This is a genomic window from Flavobacterium suzhouense, from assembly GCF_042684765.1.
Lineage (GTDB): Bacteria > Bacteroidota > Bacteroidia > Flavobacteriales > Flavobacteriaceae > Flavobacterium > Flavobacterium suzhouense.
The window spans coordinates 201344-220962 of sequence record NZ_JBHUMD010000026.1 but is presented as its reverse complement, the minus strand read 5'-3'; the positions used below and the strand labels follow the sequence as shown (position 1 = coordinate 220962).

The window sequence follows — 19619 nt, the reverse complement described above, 5'->3', positions numbered from 1 at the left end:
CCTTAAGTAAAATTATATGAAACGTATATTTATTACAGGCTTTGCGCTTCTGGGTTTTTTACGTGCAACTGCACAGGATAATATCCAGACCGACTCTACAGCCTATAAAGCTCAAAAGCTAAAGCTGGAAGAAATTAATCTTGTTTCAAGTTATTATAAGCAGGATGGAAATAATTCTGCTGTTACCGGAGGTATCGGAACGGAAAAACTTACCGATATTTCCAATAGCATTGATGTTAAGTTTGTTAAATATGGCGAAACGGGAAAAAAACATACATGGGATTTTGAAGTTGGTGTAGACCAGTATTCTTCGGCCTCTTCAGATATGGTTGACCTTAGTGCAAATTCTTCTGCTTCCTATTCCGACATTCGCTTCTACCCTTCTGTAAGTTATAGCAGAGAAAATGAAGAGAAAGGAAACACCATAGGTGCGGGAGTTTCATCTTCAACAGAGTTTGACTATCAGTCTTTTGGTGGAAACATAAATTATTCTAAAAAAACCAAAGACCGCAACGGCGAGTTTACTGCAAGATTCCAAACCTATATTGATCAGGTAAAACTAATAAACCCGATAGAACTTCGACCGACCATTGGAAATGGTGGTACGGAAGGAAGAAATACTTTTGCCGGTACCCTTAGCTATTCGCAGGTAGTAAATCAAAACCTTCAGTTACTCTTCCAGGCAGATCTTGTTTCTCAGCAGGGTTATCTGAGTTTACCATTCCACAGGGTTTACTTTAATGATGGCAGCGTACACCAGGAAAATCTGCCTGACAGCAGGTTCAAAATTCCTTTGGCAGTGAGGGCAAGTTATTTCTTAGGAGATAATGTAATTATACGTGCTTATTACCGTTATTATACTGACGACTGGAAACTGACATCACATACTGCGGATATTGAAGTACCGGTTAAACTGTCTCCCTTCTTTTCCCTGAGCCCTTTCTATAGGTATTATTCGCAAAGTGCTGTGAAATATTTTAGCCCATACGGACAACACACAGGATCTGAGCAATATTACACCAGCAATTATGACCTTTCAAAATTTGACAGTAGCTTTTTTGGTATGGGGGTTCGTATTGCCACACCCGATGGTGTTTTTGGCATAAAACATTTTAGTGCATTAGAAATTAGATATGGTCACTATAGCAGGTCTACAAACCTTACTTCCGACATTATCAGCATAAATATAAAATACAAATAGATTAAGGCTTAAGCCTTAATCTAAAACAAAAAAACTGCTCATTCGAATGAGCAGTTTTTTCATATTATATAAATAAGGATTATTTACTATACCTGAATATCAAAATCCAACAGATTGGAAGGATTCACACCCAATCCTTTTGCAAGTTCCAGCAAAGTTGTAAACGCAAAGTTCTTACTTCCTTCTTCAATAGCAGCAATGTCACTTTTAGACAAAGATGTTTCACGCGCTAAATCAGCATACTCTAAACCTTTACCTAAACGAATAGCCTTAACATGGGCACCAAATGTAACTAATCTTCTATCCTTAAATTGCAGCATTCCTTCTCTTTCAAATTATTATCAGATAAATGTATACAATATAAAGCAAGCCACTAAATTACAATAGTAATTCAGATTTAGAATAAATTAAACCAATTACAATTTTACATCTATTACCACTAAGAATGAGTAATTTAAAAATCTTAACATACAAACAATTTCAATTTAAAAAGTTTATCGTAATATTGCAATATAAATATATTACAATGGGGATTACAAAAACTGATCACTTCACAGCAAAGCAAAATGAACTTGCCGTTTTAGCAAAAGCCATAGGGCATCCGGCACGAATTGCTATACTGGAATACCTTATGAAAGTTGACACCTGTATCTGTGGGGATATTGTAAATGAAATGCCTCTCGCCCAGCCAACAGTTTCTCAGCATTTAAAAGAATTAAAAAATGCCGGATTAATTAAAGGAAATATTGAAGGCAATGCTATATGTTACTGCATTAACGAACAAGGATTTGAAAAAATTAAATCGTTTTTTCAGCAAATAGACAATTACACAAAAAATAAAAAGAACGATTGTTGCTAAACTTAAATAGTATAATTATGAAGTTATCTGAAATCAAAAATTATTTGAATACAGTTGAAAAGCTGTCATTTCAACTACAGGACGGATCTTATGTTCCTGAGAATTTTCATGTTACCGAAGTAGGGCTTATAACAAAAGATTTTATTGACTGTGGAGGTACAATCCGTAAAGAAACAGTGGTAAACTTTCAGTTATGGGAAGATTCAAATGATGAAGACCACCGCCTGAAACCTGAAAAACTAAAGAAAATAATTGACCTATCGGAAAAAGTTTTGAACATTGGAAATTTTGAAATTGAAGTAGAATATCAGGACAAAACAATAGGTAAATATGATCTGGGGTTTGACGGTACAAACTTTTTATTACTAAATAAGCAAACGGCATGCCTGGCCTCAGATCAATGCGGAGTGCCTAAAGAGAAAAAGAAAATTAACCTTATCGATATTTCAAAAAATTCAACCAACAGCTGTACGCCCGGAGGCGGCTGCTGCTAAAAATATTTCAATGAAAACCGAAAGCATACTATTCCCTGAGATAAATAACGTAGTAAATAATATAGAATTTGAAAGTATTTCAAAAGAACGTAAAGAAATACTTCAGCCTCTTATAAACTACATACAAGGAAAATCAACTGAAAATAAACAAATAAGACTAAACCTGATTTGTACTCATAATTCCCGCAGGAGTCATTTGGCGCAAATATGGGCTCAGACAGCTGCTGCTCACTATCGTGTACAAAATGTATACTGCTACTCAGGAGGAACTGAAGCCACAGCCATGTTCCCGGTTGTAGCTGACACATTAAAGAACACAGGTTTTAAAATTCAAAGTCTTTCCGAAGGAAGTAACCCTATATATGCTGTAAAATATGCTGAAAACGAGCATCCTGTGATTGCCTTCTCAAAAGCATACTATGATGATTTTAATCCGGAAGAAGAGTTTGCCGCTATAATGACCTGTTCACAAGCAGATGGTGGTTGCCCATTTATAACCGGAGCTGAAAAAAGGATAGCCATAACCTATGAAGATCCTAAAGCATTTGACAACACCCCTGAACAGGCGGAAAAATACAAGGAGAGAAGCCTACAGATAGCCAGTGAAATGTTTTATGTATTCTCTCAAATAAAAAAATAAATATGTCTTCAAATAATTGCAGTCCTGTTGCTGAAAGAAAAAAAATTGGATTTTTAGATCGATACCTTACACTTTGGATTTTCCTTGCAATGGTCGTTGGAGTAAGCATAGGTTATTTCATACCGTCAAGTGGAGATTTTATCAACTCTTTCTCAAGTGGCACAACAAATATTCCCTTGGCAATAGGATTAATTCTTATGATGTATCCTCCTCTTGCGAAAGTTAATTACAGTAAAATAGGTGAGGTTTTTTCAAATATAAAGGTTTTAAGTGCATCACTCCTGCTCAACTGGGTAATAGGTCCTGTTTTAATGTTTATATTGGCCTTATTATTCCTTAAAGGATATCCTGAATATATGATTGGGGTTATACTCATAGGTCTTGCACGTTGTATTGCAATGGTTGTGGTATGGAATGATCTTGCTGATGGAAACCGGGAATATGCGGCAGGATTAATAGCCCTTAACAGTATTTTCCAGGTTTTACTATATAGCGTTTATGCTTATATATTCATTACGATCCTGCCTCCCTATTTTGGTTATAATGGTTTTTCAATAGACATTAGTATTGGACAAATTGCAGAAAGCGTAGGTATTTATTTAGGCGTTCCATTTGCAATGGGCTTTATCAGCAGGTATATCCTTATAAAGCTAAAAGGCTTAGAATGGTTTCAAACAAAATATGTTCCTTTTATCTCTCCTATTACTTTGATAGCCTTACTTTTCACTATCATCGTTATGTTTAGCCTTAAAGGCGAATTAATAGTTCAGATTCCAATGGATGTATTACGTATAGCGATACCATTAGTTATATACTTTACAGTTATGTTTGTAATTAGTTTCTTTATAGGCCGCTACTTTGGAGCTGATTATTCTAAAAGTACTTCTATAGCATTTACAGCAACAGGTAACAATTTTGAATTGGCCATTGCTGTGGCTATTGGTGTTTTCGGAATTAATAGCGGACAGGCTTTTGCAGGTGTTATAGGTCCTTTGGTTGAAGTTCCCGCACTTATTGCCCTGGTTAATTTAGCATTTTGGTTTAGAAAAAGATATTTTAGTGAGGCTTAATCCTTATTTGCTCTTTTAAAATCCTGTTTAATATTGGTCGAGTTTTGGTTACATCTATCATAACTAATCATAAATTTCTATTATCCTGATATAGAATTAAATGATTATGATATTCCAAATCAAAATCTTAACTTTAGTGTTATAAGATACTCAACACAAACAATATTAAACCAGTAAGATATGAAAGACGAATCAAACGATCTAAGTAAATGTCCCTTTCACAACGGTGCTCTTAAACAGGCTGTTGATAACGGTGGTACAAAAAACAGTGATTGGTGGCCTGACCAGTTAAAATTAAACATCCTAAGACAACATTCTTCTTTATCAGATCCAATGGGAGAAGCTTTTAATTATGCCGAGGCATTTAAAAGCCTGGATCTTGAAGCAGTAAAGAAAGATCTACACGCTTTAATGACCGATTCACAGGATTGGTGGCCTGCAGACTTTGGCCATTATGGCGGCCTATTCATACGTATGGCGTGGCATAGTGCGGGTACATATCGTGTTGGTGATGGTCGTGGAGGTGCCGGTGCAGGACAACAGCGTTTCGCACCTCTAAACAGTTGGCCTGATAATGTCAGTCTTGATAAGGCCAGAAGATTGCTTTGGCCAATCAAGCAAAAATATGGCAACAAAATATCTTGGGCAGATTTAATGATTCTAACCGGAAACATTGCCCTCGAGTCAATGGGATTCAAAACATTTGGCTTTGCCGGAGGGCGTGCCGACGTTTGGGAAGCGGAGGAAGATGTTTATTGGGGATCTGAAAAAGAATGGTTAGGTGGTGATATTCGTTATGCTCATGGTTCAGACGGAGTTCCTAAAGATCATGGTGTTGTTTCGTCAGATGATAATGCAGATGGTGATATCCATAGCCGTAATCTTGAAAATCCATTGGCAGCAGTTCAAATGGGACTTATCTATGTAAACCCTGAAGGCCCGGATGGTAACCCTGACCCCATAAAAGCTGCAAAAGATATTCGAGATACATTTGGCCGTATGGCTATGGATGATGAAGAAACTGTGGCTTTAATCGCCGGTGGACATACTTTTGGTAAAACTCACGGAGCAGCCCCATCAGACAATGTAGGTAAAGAGCCCGAAGCTGCCGGACTGGAGATGCAGGGATTTGGCTGGCATAATAATTTCCGTTCCGGAAAAGGTCCTGACACTATTACCAGTGGTCTTGAAGTAACCTGGACTAAAACTCCTACACAATGGAGCAATAACTTCTTCGAAAATCTTTTTGCCTTTGAGTGGGAACTTACAAAAAGCCCCGCAGGTGCTCATCAATGGGTAGCTAAAAATGCAGAAGCAATAATTCCTGATGCTTATGATAGCTCAAAGAAACATCTACCCACTATGCTTACTACAGATTTGTCGTTACGATTTGATCCGGCATACGAAAAAATATCGCGACGATTCCTTGAAAACCCTGATCTGTTTGCCGATGCTTTTGCCAGAGCGTGGTTTAAGCTAACACATCGTGACATGGGACCACGCGCACGTTATCTGGGACCGGATGTACCTCAGGAAATCTTATTATGGCAAGATCCCATTCCTGAAGTTAATCATGAATTGATTAATGATAACGATACAGCTACTCTAAAAACAAAAGTACTTGAATCAGGTTTAAGCATTTCAGAATTAGTTTCTACAGCATGGGCAGCAGCTTCTACGTTTAGAGGATCGGATAAACGTGGCGGAGCCAATGGCGCACGTATTCGATTAGAGCCACAAAGAAGCTGGAAAGCAAATAATCCTACTCAATTGCAAAAGGTACTATCTAAACTTGAAAGCATTCAACAAGACTTTAATACTTCTCAGGGAGGAAACAAAAAGATCTCATTAGCAGATTTAATTGTACTTGCCGGTTGTGCCGGAGTTGAGAAAGCTGCAAAAGATGCAGGACATTCAGCTATAGTTCCCTTTACCCCTGGTCGTATGGATGCCTCTCAGGAAATGACCGATGCAGAATCATTTGGTTATCTCGAACCTAAGGCAGATGGTTTCAGAAACTATCGCAAACCAAATCTACCGGTATCAACCGAAAAACTATTAATTGATAAGGCAAACCTTCTTACACTTACTCCATCTGAATTAACTGTTTTAATAGGTGGTCTCAGGGTGCTAGATACCAATTATGACGGCTCTAAAAATGGAGTATTTACCACGAGACCGGGTCAGCTTACAAATGATTTCTTTGTAAATCTTCTGGATATGAATACAGAGTGGAAATCAACTTCTGAGGATAAAGAACTTTATATTGGTAATGATCGTAAATCCGGAGCTGTTAAATGGGTAGGAACCCGTGCCGATCTTGTTTTTGGCTCCCATTCTGAGCTCAGGGCAATTGCAGAAGTATATGGTAGTTCTGATGCTAAAGACAAATTTGTGAAAGATTTTATTTCGGCATGGAATAAAGTAATGAACCTTGACAGATTTGATTTATAAAAACATACAAAATAAATACAACAACCCATTTTAAACCAAAAATTTAAAATGGGTTTTTTAATGTAAAACTTTATACAAAATTTATGAGTGAATCACAGATAATAAACCAATATTTACATTAGAAAACAGTATATGAAAGATATAGCAAAACGCTTTCCTCAAAACCCATTATTACGACCAGAAGATCTTCAGGCAAGTAATTCTGCTCTTAAAATAATCTGTCTGCTTAATCCTGGAGTCTTTATTTATGACAGCAAAACCTGGTTGCTTGTTCGGGTAGCGGAATGCACTCCGGACAAAAATGGTTATATATCTTTCCCAGCCATTAGTAAAGAAGGCAGGACTGAAATTATACAAGTCCCTTTAAATGATCCTGAACTAATTAATAACGACGCAAGAGTAATAAACTATAAAGGCAACGACTATCTCACTACTATTTCGCATTTACGGTTACTATACAGTGATGATGGAATTAATTTTCATGAACCGTCTGGTGATTCTATACTATTACCATTAAACTATCTCGAACAATTCGGTATCGAAGACTGTCGGGTTAGTCAAATTGATGACACTTACTATCTTACCTACACTGCTGTTTCTGAAAATGGTGTATGTGTTGGTTTAAGGACAACTAAAGACTGGATAACATTTGATTTTAAAGGTATTATTCTTCCGCCTCATAATAAAGACTGTGCAATATTTGAGGAAAGGGTAAATGGTAAATATTATGCTTTACATCGTCCGAGCAGTGTTGAAATTGGAGGGAATTACATTTGGATTGCTGAATCACCAGATGGAATTCACTGGGGAAATCATCAATGTATCATTAAAACAAGAAAAGAACTTTGGGATAGTGCCAGAGTTGGGGCCGGTGCAGCACCTATAAAAACAGAATATGGCTGGCTCGAAATTTACCATGGAGCAAATGAGAAGAACGAATATTGCCTTGGAGCCTTTCTTATGGACATAAACAATCCTTCAAAAGTAATTTCACGAACAACTGAACCAATAATGATTCCAACAGAATCTTATGAACTCACCGGATTTTTTGGTCATGTAGTCTTTACAAATGGCCATGTTGTTAAAGGAGATAAGCTAACCATTTATTATGGTGCCGCAGATGAGGTAATCTGTGCAGCGAATTTTTCGATTAATGAAATTATTTCAATGTTGAAATAACTCACTTCCACTTTATTTTATGAACCTCCTCCGGATGGTGCAGCTTCATCAACTTCGGTTTTTTCACGTTTAAACGGCTTTTCTGCTTTAGAGAAAAGATTATTAAATACAACGTTTAATTGTATGGCATTATAAAGCTTATTAGCGTCTCTTCGCGGTAAAAATTCATTGGCATAAGAAAGTTCTAACTGAAATTTATCGTTAAAAGGAAAACCAAATCCTGCAGTAAGCCTGTTTCTGTCAAAAAAATCAGCTCCGCTTACATCGCTTTTAGTTTTAAAGAAAATCTCATCAGATAAAAAAGCGTAAATCGTGTTGATTTCAATTTTATTATTATTTAACGGACAAACTGCTTTAGCCTGAAAACGAAAACGTTCAACAGACTCAAACGTAAGTTCCTCATTTTTAATATTCCTGTCTTCCAGCCTCCCTCTGAGGTTCACATTTATCCTATGGTGTTTCAATAGGTTATAAGTTGCCTGAAATGCAAATCTATACTCAGGAGCATCACTTTGATTGAGTTCAGGTACATTTTTATTAAAATAGTGCGCATAAAAAAACGAAACTTTCCACCTTTTAGCCGGATAATAATGTGCCCATCCTCTAAAGTAAACCTGAATAATCCTGCTGAAATAATTATTGTTATCAGGAAAACTGCTTGATGTCAATCCTCCGTCTAACTCTACCACCCAGTTTTTGCTCAGATCCTGAGTAAAAGCATATTCATTCCAAATCTGATTCAGAACTTCACTTTGAGCTTTAGAAGATGAACTCAACATTATAAAACTGATACAAACAATATAATGTAGCTTTCCTGTCATATTTTTAAATATGCTATACAATGTCTGATTATTAGGTTCACTAAATTAAGTAAGATTAATCAATCAAAGACTCTTAAAACATTAATTCATGATTCATTTTATAATATGAACCAAGTTTAGCACCAAAAACTATACAATTCTGTTTCAGTTTATAATTTGAAACTCATTGAACAACAATATGTAACCGCAGGTTAATTATCTTTGAGTAATCCACAACCAATCAAGATGAAAAATGCATTGTTTTGTTTTGTCCTGCTCATAAGCACTGTTCTTAGTGCCCAGGAAAAAGTTAACGACAGCATTAAGAAAAAATTTGACATTACGGGTATACCAATAGTTAGCTACAATGATGCTTATGGTTCTATCGTTGGGTTAAATAGTATGGCTTTTTTTAATCTAAACAAAAAAGACACTATTTCTCCCGCAAGCATAGCCGGATTGGGTGGAGGTTTCAGTGAAAATAAGACCTGGTTTATTACACTTTTTTCACAGTTATATCTCGATGAGGACAAATGGAGGGTAACGGCAGGAATCGGTTTTGGAAACATCAATTTTCAATATTATGAGTCTTCAAATGAAGGAGAAGAAGGTTTTGTGGACTATAGCAACATTACAGAATTTGCAGCTTTTAGGGTAATGAGGCAAATTGTACCGCACTTTTATGGTGGAGGAATCATAAAATTTCAACACAGCAAAACTCATTTTGAAACAGGAATAGATAGTATTGCAAATGCAAATGGTTTGGGTATTTCATTCATGTATGATACAAGAGATGATGTATACTACCCCGAACAAGGATGGAAGGCTGCCATAACTTATGTAGCAAATTCCGAATGGCTGGGAAGCAAGGAAAGTTTTCATTCTATACGGGCTTATTCTAACTACTATTGGAAAATTAATAACCGAATGGTATTGGCAAATCGTGCCAGTATTTTTTCAGGCATGGGAACTGTTCCGTTTTTTGGTCAGCACACAGTAGGTGGAAAAGACATCCGTGGATATACTGAAGGCAAATATAGAGGGAATCAGGTCTATTCAATACAATCAGAATACCGATGGAACTTTTACAGGCGTTGGGGAACTGTGGGCTTTTTTGGCATGGCGTTTACCGGTAACCCATCAAGCGGTGCACTACCGGCAGGCGGCGCAGGAATTCGCTTTAAAGCGATACCATCACAAAAAATAAATATTGGCATTGACTACGCCATTGGAAAAAAAGATAGTGGTATTTATTTTAGGATTGGAGAATCCTTTTAAATAAAAATCCCGACAAAAAGCCGGGATCTGTATTAGTTTTAAATCTGTCTAGAACGCAGAAGACATTCCTGCTACAATAAGACCAAAAAAGAATAAAATATAAATTGATATCATAATGATTACCGCTAATCCGGTAAACTTATAATATGATTTTAAATTCTCAAAAGAATCTGTTAGCGTAGCTGTACTGTTTTCAGAAAGTGCAGCCTTAGCTTTTGAAGCAAATCGGAACATATACAATGCCGGAAAGAAATTAATAATCGCAAACAAAAGATAAAATCCGCCTAACATTCCTCCAGTAAACATACTTGCCATAGGGTTATTTGCCATGGTTGAAGCCATAGCTCCTCCGATAGCAAACATGACAAGAGCAAAAATTACCATAATACCTGTTGCTATAAAACCTATGATTGACAGAAAAGTTGCCCATTTAGCAGTTTGATGATAATAGTCTTGTGCCTGTTTTGTAAACTGAAGCTCAAATGATTCAAATTGTGATTGTGAATTGTAATCCATCGATATTTAAATTGGTTAATTATTTTTCAAATGCTTTTAGCGTTTTGGTAATGATAGATACACAATCTAAAAGTTGCTCTTCATTCATCACTAATGGTGGAGCAAAACGTATAATATTACCATGAGTTGGCTTTGCTAAAAGACCATTATCTTTTAGGCTTACACAAATATCCCATGCTGTGGAACTCTCTTCAGTATCATTTATAACAATAGCATTAAGCAATCCTTTACCTCTAACAAGTGTAACTATATTACTTGTAGTAATGTATTCATTAATTTTTTGTCTGAACAATGCACCCATAGCCTCAGCATTATCGGCAAGTTTTTCCTCTTCAATTACCTCAAGAGCAGCAATCGCTACAGCTGCAGCAACCGGATTACCACCAAAAGTAGAACCATGCTGACCCGGCTTTATAACATTCATGATATCATCATTGGCCAATACTGCCGAAACAGGGTAAGCACCTCCTGAAAGCGCTTTACCTAGAATAAGGATATCCGGCTGAACATTTTCATGATGAACCGCTAATAACTTACCAGTACGGGCAATACCTGTCTGAACTTCATCTGCAATAAACAGTACATTATTTTCTTCACAAAGCTGTTTAGCTTTTGCCAGATAACCTTCGGCAGGAACATAAACACCCGCCTCACCCTGAATAGGCTCAACGAGGAAGCCTGCAATATTTTTTTCAGATTTAAGAACATTCTCTAAAGCCGATATATCATCATAAGGGATTTTTATAAACCCTGCTGTATAAGGGCCAAAGTTTTTCCTTGCGTTCTCATCGTTAGAAAAAGAAATAATTGTAGTAGTCCTTCCATGGAAGTTATTCTCACAAACTATAATTTTAGCTTCCTGCTCTGCAATACCTTTTTTCTCGTAAGCCCATTTACGACAAAGTTTTATAGCCGTTTCAACAGCTTCAGCACCGGTATTCATTGGCAATACTTTATCAAAGCCAAAGTATTTCGTTACAAACTCTTCATACTTCCCTAACTGATCATTATAAAAAGCTCGTGAAGTTAGCGTAAGTGTCTTTGCCTGGCTTATCATTGCATTTACAATCCTGGGATGGCAATGTCCCTGATTTACTGCTGAATAAGCCGATAAGAAATCGTAATATTTTTTTCCTTCTGCATCCCATACATTCACACCTTCTCCCCTGCTAAGCACAACAGGAAGTGGATGATAGTTATGTGCTCCACACTTGTCTTCTAAAGCTATAGCTTCCGCTGAGCTTAATTTTTCTAAAACTGACATTGTTTTTTTATTTTTTGTTTGTCAAACAGCAATTCCTTCTTGTGGAGAGAAATCATCCAATTAGCCTGCAAATTACTAAAAATAAAATTATCGCCGATTTAATCTGAATTAAACGCAAATAAAAAACCTCATTTAGTTTAAAATGAGGTTTTTATCAATGTCTTAAAAAGTCATATCATCCGCAGATGGACCATAACTCCCCGGTAGTGAAATATCAAGTAATCTTAAATATACCCCAAGCTGAGCTCTATGATGGATAATCTGTGAATATGCCATTCTTATCACTTCATATTTGCTGTCTCTACTATAAACCTGATTGCCACTCCGCAACACCCATTCTTTACTAAAAGTATTTACATCAGCATTAGCTAAAGCCTCTTTACCTTTTTTAAGTGATTCTTCAAAAAAGGTAAGCAACTCCTCATTAGACATAACATCGTATGGCTGATAAGGATTATTTTCAAAATCAAGCCCATCTGTAGTTATTGCCATTTCAACCCAACCGGGTAACTCGGCAATATGAGAAGCAAGACGCTTCATTGTCATACTTTTTGGATGAGGTTGCCAGTCAAATTTTTCTACAGGGACAAGGCTAAGCATTTTTCGGGTTGTTGCTGCTTCCTGCTCCATTTCTTTCTGCAATAGTTTAATAAGTTCCATAATTGATTGATTTAATTTGTTTACAGTACAAACTAAATCATGGTTTATGACAACCCTATGTCAGCAGGTTTTCTGAAACCTGATTTTTTTTCATCATTGTATTTAAAAGCCTGGCAACTGCGTTTTTTAAATTTTGTGGTTCAATAATTTCACCTTTGTCTGCGAACATTATAAACCATCGGGCAAGTCCTTCTTCTAACGATTGTGATAGAAAAGTCATCTCTACATAATCATCGGTAACCACCTCTGAAACAAAACCAAAATAATGACGTCGGTCCTGCAGGTAGATCGCTATACTTTTATCAAAGCGAATAACTGCTTTCTGAACCTTAAATCCAGCTCTGATAGCCTCTTGTGTTTGTTGAAATTCTTTTAAGGAAGCACGTTCCTCCTGAGGCTGATCGGTCAATTTAATTTCAATAACCCTGTCAAGTCGAAACTGCCTATATTCCTGTCTCAAATGGCAAAAGCCGATGGTATACCAGTTCTCGTGCTCATGAAAAACACCTATCGGTTCAATATGTCTCTCACTATTATCATTGCCAAATGCTTTATATATCATTTTTACGACTTTCTTTTCAGCTATAGATTTGAGTAATACATCAAGAATATTGGCCGGAGGTGTGCTGTTTTTTGGCCTTTCTATTACCAGAATCTGCTCTTCAAGGTTTTCCACAAGGTCTTTTTCAGTTCCGCGTAAAACAGCTTTGATCTTATACATTGCCGAACTGAAATTGGTATTCAATGCACTATCGGTAAACTTACCCATAAGTTTTTCTGCCGTAACAAAAGCGATAGCTTCTTCCTGCGTAAACATTACAGGTGGCAATCTATACCCGTCAACAATTGAATATCCTATCCCCGCTTCTCCATACAACGGAACTCCGGCTTCTTCAAGGGTGCGTATATCACGATAAATGGTACGCAGGCTGGTGCCAAACCTATCGGCCAGGTCCTGTGCTTTTACCACTTTTTTAGACTGAAGCTGTATTAATATTGCGGTTATCCTGTCAAAACGATTCATGGCTGAGATTTAGTAATTCAAAGATATAAATTATCGCAATGAAAAAAGGCCCCATAAGGGGCCTCATATGAAATCAAAAATAAACTTAACTCCGTACTAATGTTGCGCTTGATGTGATAGCTGTATTCAGTAACCTTGAAATAGGGCAATTAGATTCTGCCTTTTTCACCAGCTGCTGAAATACATCGGTGTCAATATCGTCAATTCTTGCAAGAACTGACAGATGAGAACCAACAATACTTCCGTTTTGGAAATCTATATCACATTTTGTTTCAATCGAAGCTACATTATAACCGGCTTCATTAATATATGCTGTCAATTGCATAGTGAAGCATCCGGCGTGTGCTGCAGCCACCAACTCTTCAGGGTTGGTACCGATACCGTCTTCAAAACGAGTCTTAAAAGAATATTGAGTATTGCTCAGTACATTACTTTGCGTAGTAATTTTTCCTCCACCTTCTTTCAGGGAGCCTGACCAAACGGCCGTAGCGTTTCTTTTCATCAGAATATGTTTGAATTGGTTTTCCTAAATTACGCAAATAAATGAGTATTTATGGGGTATTTAACAAAAATTTAAAACAAAAATTACTCCATCATAGACAACAACTTCAATGTTGTATTCCAGTTACGGGTAGTTGCCTTTAATTTTAATTTTGTTTCTATTAGATTATTTGAAAGCTTTGAGTCTGATGCTTTCGATTCTAATTTAAAATAAAGAATGTTATCAACTATCTCAATCAAATCATTGCCAATAGGAGCCTGAAGTAGCTTCTCTATATTTTCAGACGTTGGAATATCCGAAAGAAAAGTAACATATAGTTTTTTAAATCCGGAAGGTTCCTCTTCTCTCCATTCCGTAAAAGGATTACTATCAATACTTGTTTCGAGTTCATTTTTATTAATTATGAATACAGTGATATCAAAACCATACTCATCTTTTATAAGACCGGATAAATTATTTTTCAGTTTGTCTTTTGATTTTTCATCGCTCTCAAATACCACATTTCCACTCTGAATATATGTCTTGACACTTCTAAACCCATTGTTTTCCATCAATGTTCTAAGACTTTCCATTCTAATGATATTCTTACCACTAACATTAATTCCACGCAAAAGAGCCAAATACCTGTTCATAATATTTTTTGTTTAATGAGATTACAACAAATGTATCCTGTTTTTTGTAATAATACCTTATTTTTGCGCCATGGGAAGAAAGAAGACAGATAAGATCGTATTTGATAATATTACAGTACTTGACGCAGGTGCTAAAGGTGTATCGGTAGCTAAAGCTCCGGATGGAAAAGTAATTTTTATACCCAACGTGGTTCCTGGAGATGTTGTAGACATACAGACTTTTAAAAAGAAAAAGTCGTATTATGAAGGCAGAGCCGTGAAATTTCATCAATATTCGGAACACAGAATTGATCCTGTTTGCAGTCATTTTGGTTCATGCGGAGGATGCAAATGGCAAAACATGCAGTATTCTCAACAACTATTTTACAAAAACCAGGAGGTTTACAATAACCTAAAGCGCATTGGAAAAATAGAACTACCCGATTTTGAACCAATATTAGGTTCAGAAAAGCAGTTCTTTTACCGAAATAAGATGGAATTCTCGTTTTCTAACGCTCGATGGAAAACTCAGGAAGAAGTTGATAGCGGTGTAGAAATTTCCGACGCTAATGCTCTTGGATTCCACATCCCTAAAGCATGGGATAAAATTCTTGATATAACCCACTGTAGCCTTCAGGAAGATCCCAGTAATGATATTCGTAACAGCGTAAGGGAATTTGCTAATGCAAACGGATTGAGTTTCTTCAATCCACGTAATCATGAAGGTTTGTTACGTACATTAATGATTCGTACAGCATCAACTGGCGAGATCATGGTACTTATTCAGTTCTTTGAAGATGATAAAGAAAAGAGAGAGCTGCTTTTAAATTACCTTAATGAGCGTTTCCCTCAAATAACATCACTTCAATATGTAATAAACAGTAAAGCTAATGATACACTTTACGATCAGGATATAATTCTGTTCAAAGGACGCGACTATATCCTTGAAGAAATGGAAGGCCTTAAATTTAGTATCAATGCTAAATCGTTCTATCAAACGAATTCAGACCAAGCTTATGAACTGTATAGCATAACACGCGAGTTCGCCGGACTTACAGGAAATGAACTTGTTTATGACCTTTATACCGGAACAGGAACTATTGCTCAGTTCGTTTCTAAAAAAGCTCGAAAAGTTATTGGTGTTGAAGCAGTACCAGAAGCAATTGCCGATGCAAAAGAAAATGCAAAACGTAATAACATTACTAATTGTGAGTTCTTTGTTGGTGACATGAAAGTTGTTTTCAATGATGAATTCATAAATACTCACGGAAGACCGGACGTTATTATTACCGACCCACCACGTGATGGTATGCATAAAGACGTGGTAGACCAAATTTTACAAATTGCCCCTGAAAAGGTGGTATATGTAAGCTGTAATTCTGCTACCCAGGCGCGTGACCTTGCTCTGATGGACGAAAAATACAAAGTTACCCGAGTACGTCCTGTTGATATGTTTCCGCAAACGCATCATGTGGAAAATGTTGTACTTTTGGAAAAACGATAATATAATTCAGGCACAGCCTATATGAAAAGATTAATAGCTTCTATAGCCGTATTACTTACGTTTTCGGTTTATCTCCTTAGCTGTGAGAAAGATGACATCTGTTCAGAAGATACTCCTACCACACCTGGATTGGTAGTTGAATTCTATGATAAAGAAACTCAGACTGAAACAAAAAGCGTTAGTAATTTTAAATATTACGTATTAGGTACAAACGAAATTTTACCTGCAAATTCTTCTGGTAGTGTTACTAAAATAACACTACCACTGAGAACAGACCAGGATGAAGTTACATGGGCTTTACAGTACAACACAACATCCAATGGCATAAAAGTCAGTAATACTGATTATCTTACTATTAAGTATACACGCCAGACAACTTATGTTTCTCGTGCATGCGGGTATAAAACAACATTTACCCTTATACCTGCATCAAACGGTAACCCTAATCCATCAGTTACAGATGCTGACACAAGACTCTTTATTGAAGGAAATCCGGAAGTAGTTACTCCATACATAGAAAACGAAAATGAAGTACATGTCAAAATCTATTTTTAGTCTTTTATTGCTGTTTACATTTTCAGGCTACGGACAGGATAAAAAACCAACGGATACTATCAATAAAGTCCAGCCTGCTAAAACAGAAAAATACGGTATACGTATTGGTGCCGACCTTTACAGACCTGCACGTTCCTTATATGAAGATGGGTTTTCAGGTTTGGAACTTGTTGCAGATTACAGGGTAACAAATAAAATGTATGCCGCTGCTGAACTTGGAACTGTAGATTTTACTGTAGATGATGATCAGTTAAACTTCACCACAAAAGGAAGCTATCTAAAAGTTGGTTTTGACTACAATGTGTATGAAAACTGGCTCGAAATGCAAAATATGATATATATAGGTATGCGCTATGGTTTTGCTACTTTTAGCCAAAATCTTAATTCATATACCATATACGACACAACAGACTATTTCCCCGATGTGGCTCTGTATCCAAATGAGAACTATTCAGGACTTACAGCACACTGGGCAGAAGTTGTTGGCGGACTGAAAGCCGAAGTCGTAAAAAACCTTTATCTGGGCTTTAGTGTACGACTTAACATACTGCTGGCCGAAACAAAACCTGATAACTTTGACAATCTTTACATACCGGGCTTTAACAGAACTTATGAAGGAAGTTTTGGCGCCGGAATAAATTATACGGTTTCTTATATGATACCTTTTTACAAAAAACAAAAGGCCGAAGAGAAGAAAACCTCTAAATAGCAAAAAAGCCGCATTTATGCGGCTTTTTTTCATTTTATTACCCTTATTTTATAATAAGTTTCTTAACCTGATGCTTACCATTAGAAGTAATACTTATAAAATATACTCCTGAATTTAACGCTGCTATATTTAAGCTTGCTTCATTAATAGTATAAGTGTTTTTTAGCACAGTCTTACCAAGCATATCAATGACTGTAACATCAAATCCATTAGTTTCATTATCTGAAAGGTGAAGATTTACACTCTCTGATGCCGGGTTAGGATAAACCTTAAACAAACTGATGTTGTTTTCACCTGTACCTAAAACATTCTGTACAGTCGTAGTAACTTGGTTAGTTGTAATAGGATCATTGAAATCAAAATAGATATCAGCTTGTGCAGACATAGAATCACCAATTGTAACACTTGTTTTTGGCTTGATCCTGTAGATGATATACCCATTGCTTTCAGGTACTATACCTGTTGCTTCATTCTCGAAAGCAAGATCAATACCTGTAAACATAAACTCAACTTCATTTCCTGTGTGTTTTACAGTAAATTCATCACTTGCTGATACTGCCTGAAATGTTGACCAATCAAGGTTTTCATCAAGACCCACCACTACCCTCACATTTTCAGCATTTGCTGTACCCATATTCTGGAAGCGTATAGTATAATTAAGATAATCGTTTGTTTGTGCTTCTGTAATAAACTCACCTTCGCGAACAGCAATATCATTAGGATCGTAAGAATTAATAACGGTCTGGCTAAAAACAGATGTGTTATCAATTGGATTAACATCTCCTGTAAGCGGAGTAATAGTAGCTGTAAAATTTAAAATAGTCCCTGCAGGTGTAATTTGAGGTACATTTACAGTAAAATTTACTATTGCTATTTTACTCTGGAACGGATAAAGGTTAACATAATCAAGTGTAAGCATATTACCTGATTGTGTCATTGCTGGAAGAGCATTTGTGAAGTTTAAGTTATTCGTATCAAACTGGAGCGTTATACTGCCGTTTTGAGTTACAGTACCCATATTCTGATAAAAAAGAACATAACTTGCAGGGAAACCCGGGCGAGCAGCGGTAATAGGGAAAAGTGTAACTGCCACATCATTTACCGCTTCGAATTGTGGTGTAATACAGAAGTTTTTCTCATTAGCTTCCGTCGGCATAACAATAGAGTAATTCAATGGTGACACTATACTATTCGCATCAACTATTACGTAAACTGAATTATCTCCATCCGGAACATTATCAAAATGGTAATAACCATCTGCATTTGTGTAAGTGATGTATACATCATTATTATGAGTCAAATAAACGGGTATACCTGAAGCAGCTGCTTCAAAAGTATCACAGTCATTATCAAAATTTAGTGATGCAAATCCCGTGATTGTATTTCCATTACACTCAATTGCAATTAATTCAATTGGAGCTACCCAACGGCAATTACTCACTGTTCCTGTTTGAACTACAGAAATATAAACAACGCCAGTAATACTGTTATAACTCTGAGGATTTACTATAGCATTTACACCAAATTCAGCAGCTGCCTGTGTTTGGTGAAATGTACACGTATACCCTGTAGTACCAGCGGTAACCTGAGCAATTGCCGATGTAAGATCATAGATAGCAATACCATCGTTATTCATTAAACAACCTGTTATGGGTTGTGGAGCATTAAAATTCGGTGTCTGAATAATCGTTACAGTAAAATTTGATTCGTCTGAGCATCCAAAATCATTTTCTTTGTAAACATAAACAACCTGTGTCTGAGTAATCACAGTACCAAAAGGAATCTGGTTTATTCCGCCTGGTGATGAATAATATTCTCCAACTTCTATAAAAGGAAGTTCATATGAGTTGCATCCGGAAACATCCGGTAAATCCGGAACAAAAATTCCTGACACCCAACTAATTTGGAAAACTGTAATTGCCGAAGAATCATCATCGGTGTTCACTACCTTTGCAAAAATAGTTTGCTGCATAGGCGAAACAAAGGCAGCAGGGTTCAATATGGGATTTGCATTAGCTGCTGCATCTGCCTGTGTTGTGTAATAAGTGACTGTAAAAATTTCCGGATCCTGATTCCCTAAAATAATAGGAGTTTGTAAAGTAAGATCAAACACTTCGCTGCCACATTGATTGATACTCGGGGCAGGATAAGCTTCCGTCTGAGAAAATCCTTTTACCACTGTAAAAAGAATAATAGCCAAAAAAAGTAATTTCTTTTTCATAATAAGGTTTTAATGGTTCGACATTCTATAAACAAACCATTGAAGAAATTCCCTACTCAGAAAAATTAAAAAAATTAA

General features: G+C 36.5%; 20 protein-coding genes. 11 read left to right on the top strand and 9 right to left on the bottom strand.

Going from position 1 to position 19619, the window contains the following annotated elements; translation table 11 throughout:
• The first annotated feature begins 16 nt into the window (after positions 1-16).
• Positions 17-1201: a DUF3570 domain-containing protein gene (locus ACFSR3_RS11755; protein ID WP_379821167.1), complete on the top strand. Its 1185-nt coding sequence runs from the start codon at positions 17-19 to the stop codon at positions 1199-1201.
• Positions 1202-1287: 86 nt separating this feature from the next.
• Here the strand turns inward: ACFSR3_RS11755 and ACFSR3_RS11750 are convergent, their stop codons facing one another.
• Positions 1288-1521, bottom strand: a complete 234-nt coding sequence (locus ACFSR3_RS11750) for a helix-turn-helix domain-containing protein (protein WP_379821166.1) — start codon at positions 1519-1521, stop codon at positions 1288-1290.
• 206 nt (positions 1522-1727) lie between these two features.
• On the opposite strand from ACFSR3_RS11750, the gene ACFSR3_RS11745 reads away from it, so the two are divergent.
• The 6 genes from ACFSR3_RS11745 (at position 1728) to ACFSR3_RS11720 (ending at position 7897) form a co-directional block, all read left to right on the top strand.
• Positions 1728-2060 carry an ArsR/SmtB family transcription factor gene (locus ACFSR3_RS11745; protein WP_379821591.1) on the top strand — a complete coding sequence of 111 codons (333 nt, stop codon included), beginning with the start codon at positions 1728-1730 and terminating at the stop codon, positions 2058-2060.
• Between the two features lie 17 nt (positions 2061-2077).
• A complete protein-coding gene (locus ACFSR3_RS11740; RefSeq protein WP_379821165.1) occupies positions 2078-2554 on the top strand; it encodes a DUF6428 family protein in 477 nt (158 codons plus the stop codon).
• Between the two features lie 10 nt (positions 2555-2564).
• Positions 2565-3194: an arsenate-mycothiol transferase ArsC gene (locus ACFSR3_RS11735; protein ID WP_379821164.1), complete on the top strand. Its 630-nt coding sequence runs from the start codon at positions 2565-2567 to the stop codon at positions 3192-3194.
• Positions 3195-3196: 2 nt separating this feature from the next.
• On the top strand, positions 3197-4264 hold the full coding sequence (arsB, locus tag ACFSR3_RS11730) for an ACR3 family arsenite efflux transporter (protein WP_379821163.1): 1068 nt from the start codon (positions 3197-3199) through the stop codon (positions 4262-4264).
• Between the two features lie 180 nt (positions 4265-4444).
• On the top strand, positions 4445-6718 hold the full coding sequence (katG, locus tag ACFSR3_RS11725) for a catalase/peroxidase HPI (protein ID WP_379821162.1): 2274 nt from the start codon (positions 4445-4447) through the stop codon (positions 6716-6718).
• A 132-nt stretch (positions 6719-6850) separates the two neighbouring features.
• Entirely contained in the window at positions 6851-7897 is a 1047-nt protein-coding gene (locus ACFSR3_RS11720; RefSeq protein ID WP_379821161.1) for a glycoside hydrolase family 130 protein, read from the top strand.
• A gap of 17 nt (positions 7898-7914) precedes the next feature.
• Here the strand turns inward: ACFSR3_RS11720 and ACFSR3_RS11715 are convergent, their stop codons facing one another.
• Positions 7915-8718, bottom strand: coding sequence for a DUF2490 domain-containing protein (locus tag ACFSR3_RS11715; RefSeq protein ID WP_379821160.1), 804 nt, complete (start codon positions 8716-8718; stop codon positions 7915-7917).
• 225 nt (positions 8719-8943) lie between these two features.
• Between ACFSR3_RS11715 and ACFSR3_RS11710 the strand changes: the two genes are divergently transcribed.
• On the top strand, positions 8944-9975 hold the full coding sequence (locus ACFSR3_RS11710) for a BamA/TamA family outer membrane protein (protein ID WP_379821159.1): 1032 nt from the start codon (positions 8944-8946) through the stop codon (positions 9973-9975).
• Between the two features lie 48 nt (positions 9976-10023).
• Here ACFSR3_RS11710 and ACFSR3_RS11705 read toward each other — a convergent pair whose 3' ends face one another.
• The 6 genes from ACFSR3_RS11705 to ACFSR3_RS11680 form a co-directional block, all read right to left on the bottom strand.
• On the bottom strand, positions 10024-10491 hold the full coding sequence (locus ACFSR3_RS11705; RefSeq protein ID WP_379821157.1) for a DUF5362 family protein: 468 nt from the start codon (positions 10489-10491) through the stop codon (positions 10024-10026).
• A gap of 19 nt (positions 10492-10510) precedes the next feature.
• Complete coding sequence (gene rocD / locus ACFSR3_RS11700) at positions 10511-11755, bottom strand: ornithine--oxo-acid transaminase (RefSeq protein WP_379821155.1); 1245 nt, start codon at positions 11753-11755, stop codon at positions 10511-10513.
• Positions 11756-11917: 162 nt separating this feature from the next.
• Positions 11918-12415 (bottom strand): DinB family protein, encoded by a 498-nt coding sequence (locus tag ACFSR3_RS11695; protein ID WP_379821154.1) that lies wholly within the window; start codon positions 12413-12415, stop codon positions 11918-11920.
• Between the two features lie 55 nt (positions 12416-12470).
• On the bottom strand, positions 12471-13439 hold the full coding sequence (locus ACFSR3_RS11690; protein WP_379821153.1) for a helix-turn-helix transcriptional regulator: 969 nt from the start codon (positions 13437-13439) through the stop codon (positions 12471-12473).
• 85 nt (positions 13440-13524) lie between these two features.
• A complete protein-coding gene (locus tag ACFSR3_RS11685; protein ID WP_379821152.1) occupies positions 13525-13941 on the bottom strand; it encodes an OsmC family peroxiredoxin in 417 nt (138 codons plus the stop codon).
• Positions 13942-14024: 83 nt separating this feature from the next.
• Complete coding sequence (locus ACFSR3_RS11680; RefSeq protein WP_379821151.1) at positions 14025-14573, bottom strand: DUF1697 domain-containing protein; 549 nt, start codon at positions 14571-14573, stop codon at positions 14025-14027.
• A 70-nt stretch (positions 14574-14643) separates the two neighbouring features.
• On the opposite strand from ACFSR3_RS11680, the gene rlmD reads away from it, so the two are divergent.
• The 3 genes from rlmD to ACFSR3_RS11665 are packed head-to-tail and all read left to right on the top strand — an operon-like array spanning position 14644 to position 17320.
• Positions 14644-16056 carry a 23S rRNA (uracil(1939)-C(5))-methyltransferase RlmD gene (gene rlmD / locus ACFSR3_RS11675; RefSeq protein ID WP_379821150.1) on the top strand — a complete coding sequence of 471 codons (1413 nt, stop codon included), beginning with the start codon at positions 14644-14646 and terminating at the stop codon, positions 16054-16056.
• 21 nt (positions 16057-16077) lie between these two features.
• A complete protein-coding gene (locus ACFSR3_RS11670) occupies positions 16078-16611 on the top strand; it encodes a DUF6452 family protein (protein WP_379821149.1) in 534 nt (177 codons plus the stop codon).
• Positions 16592-17320 (top strand): DUF6048 family protein, encoded by a 729-nt coding sequence (locus ACFSR3_RS11665; protein WP_379821147.1) that lies wholly within the window; start codon positions 16592-16594, stop codon positions 17318-17320. The genes ACFSR3_RS11670 and ACFSR3_RS11665 overlap by 20 nt, the downstream gene beginning before the upstream one ends.
• Before the next feature lie 43 nt (positions 17321-17363).
• Here the strand turns inward: ACFSR3_RS11665 and ACFSR3_RS11660 are convergent, their stop codons facing one another.
• Positions 17364-19541, bottom strand: a complete 2178-nt coding sequence (locus ACFSR3_RS11660) for a T9SS type A sorting domain-containing protein (RefSeq protein WP_379821146.1) — start codon at positions 19539-19541, stop codon at positions 17364-17366.
• Positions 19542-19619: the final 78 nt, after the last annotated feature.

Bases quoted from the DNA above. Each gene is read 5' to 3' on its own strand.
- ACFSR3_RS11740 (WP_379821165.1), top strand. From the start codon at position 2,078: ATGAAGTTATCTGAAATCAAAAATTATTTGAATACAGTTGAAAAGCTG.
- ACFSR3_RS11670 (WP_379821149.1), top strand. From the start codon at position 16,078: ATGAAAAGATTAATAGCTTCTATAGCCGTATTACTTACGTTTTCGGTT.
- ACFSR3_RS11695 (WP_379821154.1), bottom strand. From the start codon at position 12,415: ATGGAACTTATTAAACTATTGCAGAAAGAAATGGAGCAGGAAGCAGCA.
- ACFSR3_RS11690 (WP_379821153.1), bottom strand. From the start codon at position 13,439: ATGAATCGTTTTGACAGGATAACCGCAATATTAATACAGCTTCAGTCT.
- ACFSR3_RS11755 (WP_379821167.1), top strand. From the start codon at position 17: ATGAAACGTATATTTATTACAGGCTTTGCGCTTCTGGGTTTTTTACGT.
- ACFSR3_RS11750 (WP_379821166.1), bottom strand. From the start codon at position 1,521: ATGCTGCAATTTAAGGATAGAAGATTAGTTACATTTGGTGCCCATGTT.
- ACFSR3_RS11665 (WP_379821147.1), top strand. From the start codon at position 16,592: ATGTCAAAATCTATTTTTAGTCTTTTATTGCTGTTTACATTTTCAGGC.
- katG (WP_379821162.1), top strand. From the start codon at position 4,445: ATGAAAGACGAATCAAACGATCTAAGTAAATGTCCCTTTCACAACGGT.
- ACFSR3_RS11685 (WP_379821152.1), bottom strand. From the start codon at position 13,941: ATGAAAAGAAACGCTACGGCCGTTTGGTCAGGCTCCCTGAAAGAAGGT.
- ACFSR3_RS11735 (WP_379821164.1), top strand. From the start codon at position 2,565: ATGAAAACCGAAAGCATACTATTCCCTGAGATAAATAACGTAGTAAAT.
- arsB (WP_379821163.1), top strand. From the start codon at position 3,197: ATGTCTTCAAATAATTGCAGTCCTGTTGCTGAAAGAAAAAAAATTGGA.
- ACFSR3_RS11720 (WP_379821161.1), top strand. From the start codon at position 6,851: ATGAAAGATATAGCAAAACGCTTTCCTCAAAACCCATTATTACGACCA.
- ACFSR3_RS11660 (WP_379821146.1), bottom strand. From the start codon at position 19,541: ATGAAAAAGAAATTACTTTTTTTGGCTATTATTCTTTTTACAGTGGTA.
- ACFSR3_RS11680 (WP_379821151.1), bottom strand. From the start codon at position 14,573: ATGAACAGGTATTTGGCTCTTTTGCGTGGAATTAATGTTAGTGGTAAG.
- ACFSR3_RS11745 (WP_379821591.1), top strand. From the start codon at position 1,728: ATGGGGATTACAAAAACTGATCACTTCACAGCAAAGCAAAATGAACTT.
- ACFSR3_RS11715 (WP_379821160.1), bottom strand. From the start codon at position 8,718: ATGACAGGAAAGCTACATTATATTGTTTGTATCAGTTTTATAATGTTG.
- ACFSR3_RS11710 (WP_379821159.1), top strand. From the start codon at position 8,944: ATGAAAAATGCATTGTTTTGTTTTGTCCTGCTCATAAGCACTGTTCTT.
- rlmD (WP_379821150.1), top strand. From the start codon at position 14,644: ATGGGAAGAAAGAAGACAGATAAGATCGTATTTGATAATATTACAGTA.
- ACFSR3_RS11705 (WP_379821157.1), bottom strand. From the start codon at position 10,491: ATGGATTACAATTCACAATCACAATTTGAATCATTTGAGCTTCAGTTT.
- rocD (WP_379821155.1), bottom strand. From the start codon at position 11,755: ATGTCAGTTTTAGAAAAATTAAGCTCAGCGGAAGCTATAGCTTTAGAA.